Below are 12,157 nucleotides of genomic sequence, written 5' to 3' on the forward strand. Positions count from 1 at the left end.
CTGGTCGCGGCGCACGTCGAAGGCGGCGCGTGCCAGGATGGAGACGTGTCGCAGACCGTGTTCAGCACTCCGTTCATCGGCCGGGAAGAGGAACTGGCCCGGCTCTTCGGCGTGCTGGAGCACGCCCGCGACGGCGAGGCGCGCGCCGTGCTGCTCGCCGGGGACGCGGGCGTCGGCAAGACGCGCGTGCTCGGCGAGGTCGCCGCGCGAGCCGCGCAGTCCGGCCTGACCGTGCTGACCGGTCACTGCGTCGACCTCGGCGACGTGGGACTGCCCTATCTGCCGTTCACCGAGATCCTGGGCACGCTGGCGGCCGACGAGCGGTTCACCGCGATCCTGGGTGCGCATCCGCTGGTCGACCGGCTGCTGGGCGCGGGCTCCGGCACGGCGCCGGACGACGGGGACCGGGCCCGCGCGACCGGCGGAGAGGGCCGGCTGCGGCTCTTCGAGGGGATGGCGGCGCTGCTGGCCGACCTGTCGCGGGTCGCTCCGGTGCTCCTCGTCCTGGAAGACCTGCACTGGGCCGACCAGTCCTCCCGGGACCTGCTGCGCTTCCTGCTCAGCCGCGGGTTCCTGCAACGGCCGGCGGGCGACGGGAGGGGCCACCGGCTGGCGGTGCTGGCCTCCTACCGTGCGGACGACCTGCACCGCAGGCATCCGCTGCGCCCGCTGCTGGCGGAGCTGGTACGGCTGCCGGCCGTGGACCGGCTGGAACTGCGGCCGCTGGCGGACGCGGAGGTGACCCGCCTGGTGCGGGCCCTGGAGGAGCGCCCGCTGCCGGACGCCACGGTCCGCGGGATCGTGGCGCGCGCGGAGGGCAACGCCTTCTACGCGGAGGAGCTGTCCACCGCCGCCTGCGCGGAGACCGGGGGGATGCCGAGCGGACTGGCCGATCTCCTCCTCATCCGCGTCGAGCAACTCCCCGACGCCGCGCAGCAGGTGCTGCGGACGGCCGCCGTCGCCGGCCGGCGGGTGGAGCACGCCCTGCTGCGGGACGCGATGAACCTGCCGGACGACGAGCTGGAGTCGGCGCTGCGCGAGGCCGTCGGCCGCCGGCTGCTGGCCGCCGGCGACGACGGCACGTACGCCTTCCGGCACGCGCTCGCGCGCGAGGCGGTCTACGCCGACCTGCTTCCGGGCGAACGGGCCCGGCTGCACGGCGCGTTCGCCCGGCTGCTGGCAGGCCGGGGCCGGCGCGCCGAGACGGCGGCCGAGCGGGCCCACCACTACCGGGAGAGCCACGACCTGGTCGAAGCCCTCACCGCCTCGCTGGAGGCCGCCGACCACGCGCAGCGCGTCGGGGCGCCCGCCGAGGAGCTGCGGCATCTGGAATCCGTCCTGGACCTGTGGGAGTCGGTGCCCGCCGAAGCCCTGCCGTCCGGCGGGGGCGACGACCGGGTCACGCTGACGCTGCGCGCCTCGGCGGCCGCCGCGCACGCCGGAGAGGCGCACCGCGCGGTGTCGCTGACGCGGGCCGCGCTGGCGGGCGTCGGCCAGGACACCGACTCCGAACTGGCCGCCCGGGTGCGGTACACGCTCGCGGGCACCTTGATGAACGTGGACAGCCTGACGGCCGCCTTCGCCTACAGCAGCGAGGCGCTGGCGATGATCCCCGCCGAACCGCCGTCGCCCACGTGGGTGTGGGCGGCCGCCACACATGTCCTGGCGGCGCGTCAGGTCGGCGACTTCGGCACCGCCCTCAGGGTCGCCCGGCAGGCCCTCGAGGTCGCCGAGCGGCTGGACCTGACGGACGCCCGCGCCGATCTGCTGGTCTCGCTGGCCAACCTCGAGGGCGGAGGCCGCCGCTCCCCCGAAGGCCGGGCCCGCTTGAAGGAGGCACGTGAACTCGCCCTGCGCGGCGGCAACGCCTCCGTGGAGATGCGCGCCCTGTTCACCCTGGCCATCGGCGCCTACGAGGCCGGGGAGCCACAGGAGTGCCTGCCCTGGCTGGCCGAGGGCCTGGACCGGGCTCGCCGCGCCGGGCTGCTGTCCTCCCCTTACCCGCTGGAGATGCGCTATCTCCAGCTTCTCGTGCTCTACACCCTGGGCCGCTGGGACGAGTGTCTGCGCACGGCGGCCACCGATCTCGCGGTGCTGCCCGCCTCGGGCGGCTTCGCGGTCGGTCCCGCGTTGTACGTGGCTCTCGCGCGCGGCGAACGCAGCGCCGTCGAACGGGCCCGGGGCCTGCTCGAAGGCGGCTTCGACTGGATGGCGACGCTCGTCGCGGGCATCGTGCTGACGGACGCGGCGGCGTCGAACGGCGACCCGGAGGCGGCGGTGGCGCGGCTGCGGACCTCGGTGGAGTCCCTCACGGACGACGCGGGGACGCGCCCCGACGTCACCGTGCGGCTCACCGCGCTCGCCCTCCCGGCCGTCGCCGACGCGGCCTGCGAGGCGCGGCGCGCCGGTGACGAGGCCACGGCCCGCCGCTGGGCGGCAGTGGCCGCCGAGCTCCTGGAACCCGCCCGTGCGGTGGCCCTGCGCGGCGGGACCGGCGCGCCGCAGGGGCCGGAGGGGCACGCCTGGCTGGCCCGCGCCGAGGCCGAGTGCGCCTGGGCCGCCACGGGACCGGACCCTGCGCTCTGGGCACGGGCGGTGGCTGCCTTCGGTCAGGGCGACGTGTACGAGCTCGCGCGGTGCCGGCTCCGCTACGCGCAGGCCCTGCTCGCGGCAGGCCGCCGCGAGGAGGCCGCCGTCGAGGCCGACGCCGCCCGGGCGACGGCCGTCCGGCTGGGGGCCGGCCCGCTGCGCGAGCGGGTGGACGCCCTGATCCGGCGCGGCGGACTCGCCGGGGGTCCGGCCGGCGCCCGGGACCGTCCGACGTCGCTGACGGCGCGGGAGCAGGAGGTGCTGCGACTGCTCGGCCTCGGCCGCAGCAACCGGCAGATCGGCGAGGAGCTGTTCATCAGCGGCAAGACGGCGAGCGTGCACGTCTCCAACATCCTCGCCAAGCTCGGTGCGGCGAGCCGCACGGAGGCCGTGGCGATCGCCTACCGCGAGCGGCTGCTGGAGCCGCGGTCCGGCGCACCCGACCGAGCCCCGCGCGGCCACGGCGCGGGTTGACCTGCACGACCGCGCCGGGTGAGGGTGCGAGGACACGAAGAGTCAAGGCGCGGTCCCGGCTTGTGCCGCCAGCGCCGGAAGGGTGACCGCCTTGATCGGCATCTCGGACATCGAAGCCGCCGCCGAACGGATCGCCGGACATGTCGTCCGCACGCCGACGGTGCCCAGCCCCGGCCTGTCGAGCCTGCTCGGCGTCCCCGTGACCGCGAAACTCGAACTCCTCCAGCGCACGGGCTCGTTCAAGGCGCGGGGCGCGACGGCGAAGCTGCTGTCACTGGACGAGGCCGAGCGGGCCGCCGGGGTGGTCGCCGTGAGCGGCGGGAACCACGGCGTCGCGCTCGCCGTGATGGCCGCCGCCCTGGACGTGAAGGCCACGGTGGTGATGCCGCGCTCGGCGCCGGCCCGCTCCGTGGAGACCGCGGAGGCGGCCGGCGCCTCGGTGCGGCTGACCGACGGCATGGACGCCGCGTTCGCGCTGGTGGAGCGGTTGCGCGACGAGGGACTCACGCTGGTGCACCCGTTCGACGATCCGCTGGTCGTCGCCGGTCAGGGCACCGTCGGTCTGGAGCTCGCCGCCGACGCCGGCGAGCTCACGGACGTGCTGGTCAGCATCGGGGGCGGCGGGCTGATCGCGGGCGTCGCCGCGGCGCTGCGGGCGCGGCGGCCGGATGTGCGGATCTGGGGCGTGGAGACGCAGGGCGCACAGGCGATGTCCGAGGCGCTGGCGGCGGGCGGGCCGGTGCCGGTGGCGCTGTCGTCGATCGTCACCACCCTCAGCGCGCCCAGCGTCTCACGGCTGACGTACGACCACGTCCGCGCGCTGGTGACCGAGGTGCTGCTGGTCTCCGACCGGGAGGCCGTGCGGGGGTCCGTGGAGCTCGCCGAGCACGCGAAGGTGTGGACCGAGCCGGCGGCCGGCTGTCTGCTGCCCGCGGCGCGGCGGGTCGTCGAGCGGGTCGGTGACGGGGCACGGCTGGGACTGGTGGTCTGCGGGGGCAACGCGACGACCGCCGACATGAGGGCCTGGACGGACCGGTTCGAGGTGCGCTGAGTCGATTCGCCGGGAAGAGGGAAATCCCGGCCGAGGCGTCGCCGAAGGGAATGGACCGGGGCCGGGGAGGTCGTTTTCCGGACGCCCGGGGAGACCCGCCCGTCTTGTTTACCGCGGGTTACCGTCGCAGGACGGGACGGGTGCCCCACTCCGGCCGAGGTCCGCCAATTCCCTTTTCTCGCACACCTACTCGACGCGTGACGAAGTCTTTTTCTTGAATGAAGGACAGGAATCGCGCCGAGTTGCGGTCCCGTTGAACGCACCCCCTCACGCCGGTCGTACCACTGGGAAAGGTGACAGCGGTTTCGACGAGGGATGACCATGGTCAAGACGCACGTCTCCACGCACGAGTGGGTCGCCGGGAGGTACCGGCTGCTCGACGTCGTCCATCGGGAGACGAACCGCGTCAGCTGGTACGGCGAGTACGTCGAGGAGACCGGGGCGGCCCGGCCCTGCCTGGTCACCAGGATCGGTCTGCCCGCCGACCAGGGCGAGGAGAAGGCGCGGCAGGCCGCCGACCGGGTGCTGCGCATGTCGGAGACGATGGCCCGGCTGTGCCCCGGCCGGATCGCGTCGGTCGTCGACGCCCTGGAGGAGGACGGTTCCCTGTGGACCGTCACCGAATGGATCGACGGCCTGCCGCTGGGGCAGCTCATCGCGCAGAAGGGCGCCTTCAGCCCGGGAAGGGCCGCGGCGATCGGGCTGCAACTGCTCGACGTGCTCGAGGTCGCGCACGGCGAGGGCATCACCCACGGCGAGCTGAGTCCCGGCCAGATCTTCGTGCGGAGCCAGGGCCCCGTCGTCCTCACCGGGTTCGGGCTGGCCGGCGCGACCCTGGCCCCGCGCGTGGCGGCCCCGTCGTACGCCTCGCCCGAACAGGCCCGCGACGAGCGGATCGGCCCCGCCGCGGACCTGTGGACGCTGGGCGCGCTCCTCTACACGATGGTCGAGGGACGGCCGCCGTACCGGGACCGGGACCGGCCCGAGGCCACCCTCAGGGGCGTGGACAGGCTGCCCCTGCGCACCCCGCTGCGCGCCGGTCCCCTCACCTCCGTCGTACAGGGCCTGCTGCGCAAGGACTCCCGGGAGCGGCTGACCCGCACGGTGGTGCGCCAGTCCCTGACCCGCCTGCTGGACGAGGACCCGCACACCGCCGCCGTGCCCACTCCCCGGCTGCGCCGCGTCCGCGCCGCCGCACGACAGGTCGGCCCGCAGTGGAGCGGCCGGGCGATGGCGGCCGGGACCGCGCTGGCCGTCGTCACCGTGGCGCTCGCCGCGCTCGCCGTGGCCCAGGGCCTGCCCGACGGCGACGACACGGCGGCGGGCGACGCGCAGGCCCGGCCGTCGGCCTCCGCCACGGGGCCGGGCGAGGACGCCGGCGACAGAGTGTCCGCCACGCCGGACCCGGCCCCCACGCCGACCCCCGCTCCCAGCAGGCCGGCCAGTCCCTCGCCGAGCGCGCCTGCGCGAACCTCGCCGCCGCCCGCCACCGCCGACGCCCTCCCGGAGGGCTTCCGGGTCTACCACGCCGAGGAGGGCTTCTCGGTGGCCCTGCCCAAGGGGTGGCAGCGGCTGAACACGGCCCGTGCCGCCGACGGGGCCTACCGCGTCACGTTCGGCGCGAAGGGCGACCCGCGCACCCTGGCGGTCACCTACAGCAAGGACGCCGGACCGGACCCGGTCGCCGTCTGGCGCGACGACGTCGAACCCAACCTGAAGCGGACCGCGGGGTTCCGGCGGATCGGCCAGATCAGGGCCACGACGTATCAGGGGTTCAAGGGCGCCGACATGGAATGGCTCTCCGACGGCGCCGACGGGCAGCAGCGCACGTTCGGCCGCGGCTTCCTGCTCGGCGGGGGCCGCAGCTTCTCGCTGCGCTGGACGACGCCCGCCGCCGACTGGAACGCGAGCGCCAACCGGCAGGCCATCGACACGTTCCTCAAGACCTTCCGGCCGGGTCCGGCCGCCTGAGCCCGGCGACCGGGGACCGGAGCCCGCGGGACTCCGCCCCCTCCCGGTCGCCGGCGGCCTGTTTCCCCCCGCGACGGCCGGGGACTCGGGGCTCATGGTGCGAATCGGATACACGATGATGACCGAGCAGGCCGGCCCTCGTGACCTGGTCGACCACGTGGTGCGGGCGGAGGAGGCGGGCTTCGACTTCTCGGTGACGTCGGACCACTCCTTCCCCTGGCTGCGCTCGCAGGGACACGCGCCGTACGCCTGGAGCGTGCTCGGAGCGGCGGCCCAGGCCACCTCGCGGATTCCGCTGATGACGTACGTGACGTGCCCGACCTTCCGCTACCACCCGGCGGTGGTGGCGCAGAAGGCGGCGACGATGCAGTTGCTGTCCGAAGGTCGCTTCCGGCTGGGGCTCGGCTCGGGCGAGAACCTCAACGAGCACGTGGTGGGCGGCGGATGGCCGTCGGTGGACGTCCGACACGAGATGCTCGAGGAGGCCGTGGAGATCATCCGGGCCCTCTTCGAGGGACGGCACGTCACCCGGCACGGCGCCCACTTCGACGTGGAATCGGCCCGGCTGTGGGACCTTCCGGACGAGCCGCCGCCGATCGGGATCGCCGTCTCCGGCGACCGCTCCTGCGCGCTCGCGGGCCGGCTGGCCGACCTGGTGATCGCCACCGAGCCCGAGAAGGCGCTGCTCGACGCGTTCGACCGGCACGGCGGCGCGGGGAAGCCGCGCGTCGGCCAGCTCCCCGTTTCGCACGACGCCGACCGTGACACGGCCGTACGGCGGGCGCACGACCAGTTCCGCTGGTTCGGCGGCGGCTGGAAGGTGAACTCCGAACTGCCGCACCCGGACTCCTTCGAAGCCGCGACGCAGTTCGTGACGCCCGGCGACGTCGCCGCCTCGATCCCGTGCGGCGACGACCCGGACGACTTCGTCGAGGCCGTACGCCCGTATGTCGAGGCCGGGTTCACGGAGGTCGCCCTGGTGCAGATCGGCGGCGACGCCCAGCACGCCTATCTGGACTGGTCGGAGAAGACCCTGCTGCCCGCGCTGCGCGGCGCCTTCGGATGACCGGGGAGCCCGGCCCGCGCGCGGGTCTCGCCGGGGTCCGCCGCAGGGCGCGTATAGGCTGCCGTCGCGGATGTCCGCGGCGCCGATCCCGCGGCCGCAGCCTGTGGAGGAGAACGACCCGTGACCCTGGCGATCGACCTGCCCGAGACGGCCGCCGAGGCGTCCGCCGAGACGTCCCCCGCGCCGCTGTCCGACCTCGTGGCGCGCGACGCCCGTGAGTTCGGCGTCTACGCGCGGACCGGCGGGTGGGCCTTCGGCCTGCTCGTGGCGCGCAGCGTCCGGCCGGGCGGGCAGGGCGCCGACGAGACGCCGAAGGTGTCGGCGAAGGAGTTCGCCGGGCTGGCCGGCTGCTCCCCCGAACGCGTCCTGCGGTTCTACAAGGCGTGGGACCGGGCCGCGGACGACGGTCTCGTCCCGCATTTCGAGGAGCTGGCGCCCGGCCAGGAGGTCGAGCTGCCGGACGCCGACGTCTGGCTGACGTACTACGTCTCGCGCTCCAGCGCCACGTCCGAGCGCGGGGCCGCGATCGCGGAGGCCGCCGAGGCCGAAGGCATCCGGCCCACGAAGGCGCTGGAGGTCGCGGAGAACCCCACCGCGCTGCGGGCCGCGATCCTCGCCGACCCCTCGACCGCCCGGGCCGCCCGCGCCGCCCTCCTGGACCGCGTCAAGGAGGACCCGGAGCTGCAGCACGAGCTGGCCCGTGACGTCGTGCGCACCGACGACCTCAAGAAGGCCGTGGCCTCCGAGAGCCGCTCGGCCGACCGCATCGGCTATGTGCGGCAGATCGCCGAGTCCGGCCGGATCAGGACGCCCGCCGGGCAGACCCTCGACGCGCCCGCCGAGCTGCGTCAGGAGGCCGAGCGGCATCTGTCGCTGCTCGACGAGCTGGACGAGGGCGAGGACGCCGGCGAGTGGGCCAACGACGCCTACGACACCCTGAAGGGCCTGGTCGTGGAGACCGTCGAGGCCGATCCCGAACTGCGCGTCCAGGAGCGGCGCACGAAGTTCTACAGCAGTCTGCAGCGGGCGACCAGGGTCTTCGAGGAGCTGACCTTCGACGACGTCGACACGCAGGAATTCTACGAGGACGACATGGTCCAGCAGCTGGAGGAGCTCCAGCAGGCGATCGGCAGCTGCATCGCCGCGCTGCGCGGCGCACGGGGCGCCGGCCCCGAGCCGGACGGCCCGGCTCAGTCCGTGGTGTAGTGACTCCGGGTCCACAGGGGCAGCACGAACCAGCACAGTCCGTACCACGCGACCACGCCCGCGACCAGCCACGGCACGAACGCGTCGTGGGTGGCCACCCGCATGATGAGCAGCAGCGAGGAGGTCATGGTGGCGAGCAGCAGGAGCAGGCCGACGAGGGTCAGCCGGGACGCCACCTGCACCGCCTGCGGCTTGACCCGCCGCCCGGAGACGAGGCGGTGCAGGGACACCGGGCCGATGAGGGCGCCGGTCGCACAGGCGCCGAGGACCACGGTCACGATGTAGATGACCTGGTCGACGTCCTCCAGGTCCGCGTAGCGCGGGGTGAACACGACGGTCAGGAGGAAGCCGAAGAGGATCTGCACACCCGTCTGGGCGACGCGGATCTCCTGGATGAGCTCGCCCCACATCCGGTCGGCTCTCTCCTCCTCGGTCTCGTTCCGCCCCGTGCGCCGCTCGGCGCTCGTCGCCGTGTCCGTCACCTCTGCCGCCTCCCGGTTCGCGTGGTGGTCCCTCGACCCCCCTCCTCACCGCGAGTACCCCGGGAGCGGCGGTTCTTGCCGCCCGGCGCCGGGCGCGTCTACCAGCGGCCCTCGACCTGCTCCCTGATCCGCCGGTCGTAGAGGTCGCGGACTGCCGCGACGGTGGCCTCGGAGAGCTCGGGGAGACGGGCGGCGGCCGCGTTGGCGCGGGCCTGCTCGGGAGAGCGGGCGCCCGGGATCACGGTGGTCACGCCGGGCTGCTGGACGATCCAGCGCAGCGCCAGCTGGGCCGGGGTGTACCCCTCGGGGGCGAGGGCCGCGAACTCGACGGCGGCCTCGACGCCGGTGGCGTAGTCGACGCCGGAGAAGGTCTCGCCCTGGTCGAAGGCCTCGCCGTGCCGGTTGTAGGCGCGGTGGTCGTTCTGCGGGAAGACGGTGTCCCTGGTGTACTTCCCGGAGAGCAGTCCGGAGGCGAGCGGGACCCGGGCGATGATGCCGACGCCGGCCTCGCGGGCCGCCGGGAGCACCTCGGCCAGGGGCTTGAGGCGGAACGGGTTGAGGATGATCTGCACACTCGCGACGCCCGGCCGGGCGATCGCGGTGAGGGCCTCGGCGCAGGTCTCCACGCTGACCCCGTAGTGCGCGATGCGCTCCTCCTCGACGAGGGTGTCGAGGGCGTCGAACACCTCGTCGCTGGAGTAGACGGGGGTCGGCGGGCAGTGCAACTGCACGAGGTCGATGCGGTCGACGCCGAGGTTGCGGCGGGAGCGGTCGTTCCAGGCGCGGAAGTTGTCCAGGACGTAGTTCTCGGGGATCTGCTCGACGCGGCGGCCCATCTTCGTGGCGACCAGCACGTGCAGGTCGGGCCGGCCGCTCAGGAAGGCGGCGATGGTCTGCTCGCTGCGTCCGTCGCCGTACACGTCGGCGGTGTCGAAGAAGGTGACTCCCGACTCGGCCGCCGCCTCCAGGACCGTGAGGGCTTCCTTGTCGTCGACGTCGCCCCAGTCGGCCCCCAGCTGCCAGGTGCCGAGACCGACGACGGACGCGTGCTGACCGGACCTGCCGAATTCGCGCTCTTCCATGCCGTCAGTGTGTCATCCGCGGTGGTCCGCCGCGCCGCCCGGGCCGTCGCCGCCGGCGCCGCCTTCGAGGTGGGCCTGGATGGTGGGGCCGTACCGGTCGGCGATGTCGTCGACCGAGGTCGCGCGCAGTTCGCTCCCCCGGGCGATGCCGTACATGACGCCGAGGCCGAGCAGGGCGGCGACGGCCAGTTCGGCGCGGACACCGCGGTGGGCGCCGGTGAGGCGCTCGGCCAGGCGTTCGGTGACCTGGGCGCGGAAGTTGGCGCGCAGCACGTCGCCGTGGTCGCCGTGCAGGGGCGCGAACGCGATGCGCAGCAGGGGGTCGGCGCCCCGCTCGCGCTGGCTGACCAGCACATGCCGGACCATGTGCCGGCCCAGTCGCTCCAGCGGAGCGTCCAGTACGGCGTCGGCGTCCTCCTCGAAGGACATCACCCGCGCGAACAGGGCGTCCTTGTTGCCGAAGTACTTCAGGACCAGGGGCGCGCTCACCCCGGCACGCTCCGCCACGGCCTTGAGCGTGATGTCGGCGTGAGCCTGGCGGGCGAGGAGGTGGCGGGCGGCGCGCAGGATGGCGGCCCTGGTCGCCTCGGCGTCGCGCCGGGCGGGGGCCGAAGAGCCTGTGGAGGCCGGAGAGCCGGTGGGGACCGGGGCGTCGGGTGAGGTGCTCACGGGTTCATGCTCCCTCCCTGGCCCCGTCGCTCACCGGCCGGGTGCGGCCCAGGGGCGCCGGCGTGTCCGCGGCGCCGGCGTCGCCGGGGATGGCGAGGGCCACCGCGCATGCGCCGAGGGCCACCGCGCCCGCGACGCCGAAGGCCAGCAGATAGCCGTGCAGCGTCGGCACCCGGGCCCCGCCGAGAAGGCTGGTGTGGTGCACGAGGACGGCGGCGACCGCGGCGCTGGAGACGGCCTGGCCGATGGTGCGCATGAGGACGTTGACGCCGTTCGCCGACGCGGTCTGGCCGGGCGGGACGGCGCGCAGGATCAGCGCGGGCAGCGCCGAGTAGGCGAGGGTCGTGCCGGTGGACACGACGGTCGCACCCACCATGATCATCCACAGTTCGCGGCTGTCGGCGACGCGCAGGGCGTACCCGGCGGCGATGACGGCGGCGCCGAGGGCGAGGGTGATCCTGGGGCCGCGCGCCTCGGAGATGCGGGCGGAGAGCGGCGAGAACAGCAGCATGGTGACGCCGCCGGGCAGCAGGCACAGGCCCGTCTGGACGATGGACAGCCCGAGCCCGTACCCGCTGGCCTCGGGAGCCTGCACGAGCTGGGCGGTCACCAGCGAGTTGGCGTAGAAGGCGAAGCCGGTCAGCAGTGCGGCCAGGTGGGAGAGGCCCACTCTCGGCCGGGACACCAGCCGCAGGTCGACCAGGGGCTCCGCGGAGCGCAGCTGACCGCGCCACCACAGACCGAGCACGGCGACGGCGCCGAGGAAGAGGCCGACGATCCGGGGGCTGCCCCAGCCCCACTGACCGCCCTGGGAGACGGCGAGCAGGAGACAGACCAGGCCCGCGGCGAGGCCGAGCGCGCCGGTCACGTCGAACCGGCCCGGCTCGCGCACCGGCGACTCGGGAACCGCCCAGCGGATGAGCACGACGCCGGTCGCGCCGAGGGCGGCGGTCACCCAGAACATCGCGTGCCAGTTCGCGTACTGCACGACCACGGCCGCGGCGGGCAGTCCCAGTGCGGCGCCGATGCCGACGGTGGAGCTCATCAGCGCGATGGCGGATCCGCGGCGCTGCGGGGGCAGTTCGTCGCGCAGGATGCTGATGGACAGCGGGACGACACAGGACGCGGCGCCCTGCAGGGCGCGGGCCGCGATCAGCACCCCGATGTCGGAGGTGAGGGCGCAGACCACGGAGCCGGCGACCATCAGGGAGAACGACAGGAGCAGGACCCGGCGCTTGCCGTACATGTCGCCGGCGCGGCCGAGGACCGGGGTGAGGACGGCGCCGGACAGCAGGGCGGCGGTCACCATCCAGGAGACCGCGCCGGCCGAGGCGCCGGTCAGCCGTGGCAGGTCGGGCAGCAGCGGGACGACGACGGTCTGCATGACCGCCATGAGAATTCCGCAGTACGCCAGGACCGGAATCGTGAGCCGGGCCCGCAGAGCAGGGTCTCCGCTGGTCGAGGTGGGTATCGGAGCGGGCGACGCCATGGGCACTCCAATGGCCGGAACGGCACGCGAAGAGAGGTGAATGACCATTCACCATAGCAGTGAATGGTCATTCACCCA

At 74.3% G+C, this 12,157-nt stretch carries 9 protein-coding genes; 5 read left to right on the top strand and 4 right to left on the bottom strand.

The annotated features are described in order from the left end of the window. The first annotated feature begins 45 nt into the window (after positions 1-45). The 5 genes from ACH4ZA_RS23085 to ACH4ZA_RS23105 all read left to right on the top strand — a co-directional run bounded on the left by ACH4ZA_RS23085 (position 46) and on the right by ACH4ZA_RS23105 (position 8,357). Positions 46-3,063 (top strand): ATP-binding protein, encoded by a 3,018-nt coding sequence (locus tag ACH4ZA_RS23085; protein ID WP_398431311.1) that lies wholly within the window; start codon positions 46-48, stop codon positions 3,061-3,063. A gap of 91 nt (positions 3,064-3,154) precedes the next feature. After that, on the top strand, positions 3,155-4,114 hold the full coding sequence (locus ACH4ZA_RS23090; RefSeq protein WP_398431312.1) for a threonine/serine dehydratase: 960 nt from the start codon (positions 3,155-3,157) through the stop codon (positions 4,112-4,114). Positions 4,115-4,429: 315 nt separating this feature from the next. Then, positions 4,430-6,085 (top strand): serine/threonine protein kinase, encoded by a 1,656-nt coding sequence (locus tag ACH4ZA_RS23095; protein ID WP_398431314.1) that lies wholly within the window; start codon positions 4,430-4,432, stop codon positions 6,083-6,085. A 94-nt stretch (positions 6,086-6,179) separates the two neighbouring features. Beyond that, a complete protein-coding gene (locus tag ACH4ZA_RS23100) occupies positions 6,180-7,151 on the top strand; it encodes an LLM class F420-dependent oxidoreductase (protein WP_398431315.1) in 972 nt (323 codons plus the stop codon). A gap of 120 nt (positions 7,152-7,271) precedes the next feature. Then, complete coding sequence (locus tag ACH4ZA_RS23105) at positions 7,272-8,357, top strand: hypothetical protein (RefSeq protein ID WP_398431317.1); 1,086 nt, start codon at positions 7,272-7,274, stop codon at positions 8,355-8,357. Here ACH4ZA_RS23105 and ACH4ZA_RS23110 read toward each other — a convergent pair. From ACH4ZA_RS23110 to ACH4ZA_RS23125, 4 genes are all read right to left on the bottom strand, one after another. Then, the gene (locus tag ACH4ZA_RS23110; RefSeq protein WP_398431445.1) at positions 8,342-8,767 is read right to left on the bottom strand and encodes a DUF6328 family protein; all 426 of its coding nucleotides are present in this window, start codon (positions 8,765-8,767) and stop codon (positions 8,342-8,344) included. The genes ACH4ZA_RS23105 and ACH4ZA_RS23110 overlap by 16 nt on opposite strands. A gap of 170 nt (positions 8,768-8,937) precedes the next feature. Continuing rightward, on the bottom strand, positions 8,938-9,921 hold the full coding sequence (locus ACH4ZA_RS23115) for an aldo/keto reductase (protein WP_398431318.1): 984 nt from the start codon (positions 9,919-9,921) through the stop codon (positions 8,938-8,940). 12 nt (positions 9,922-9,933) lie between these two features. Further along, the gene (locus ACH4ZA_RS23120; RefSeq protein ID WP_398431319.1) at positions 9,934-10,590 is read right to left on the bottom strand and encodes a TetR family transcriptional regulator; all 657 of its coding nucleotides are present in this window, start codon (positions 10,588-10,590) and stop codon (positions 9,934-9,936) included. Between the two features lie 4 nt (positions 10,591-10,594). After that, entirely contained in the window at positions 10,595-12,079 is a 1,485-nt protein-coding gene (locus ACH4ZA_RS23125) for an MFS transporter (RefSeq protein WP_398431320.1), read from the bottom strand. Positions 12,080-12,157 lie beyond the last annotated feature (78 nt).

Source organism: Streptomyces sp. NPDC020597, assembly GCF_044335095.1.
Lineage (GTDB): Bacteria > Actinomycetota > Actinomycetes > Streptomycetales > Streptomycetaceae > Streptomyces.

Coding starts and splice junctions, on each gene's coding strand:
- ACH4ZA_RS23095 (WP_398431314.1), top strand. CDS start 4,430: ATGACCATGGTCAAGACGCACGTCTCCACGCACGAGTGGGTCGCCGGG.
- ACH4ZA_RS23125 (WP_398431320.1), bottom strand. CDS start 12,079: ATGGCGTCGCCCGCTCCGATACCCACCTCGACCAGCGGAGACCCTGCT.
- ACH4ZA_RS23110 (WP_398431445.1), bottom strand. CDS start 8,767: ATGTGGGGCGAGCTCATCCAGGAGATCCGCGTCGCCCAGACGGGTGTG.
- ACH4ZA_RS23115 (WP_398431318.1), bottom strand. CDS start 9,921: ATGGAAGAGCGCGAATTCGGCAGGTCCGGTCAGCACGCGTCCGTCGTC.
- ACH4ZA_RS23100 (WP_398431315.1), top strand. CDS start 6,180: ATGGTGCGAATCGGATACACGATGATGACCGAGCAGGCCGGCCCTCGT.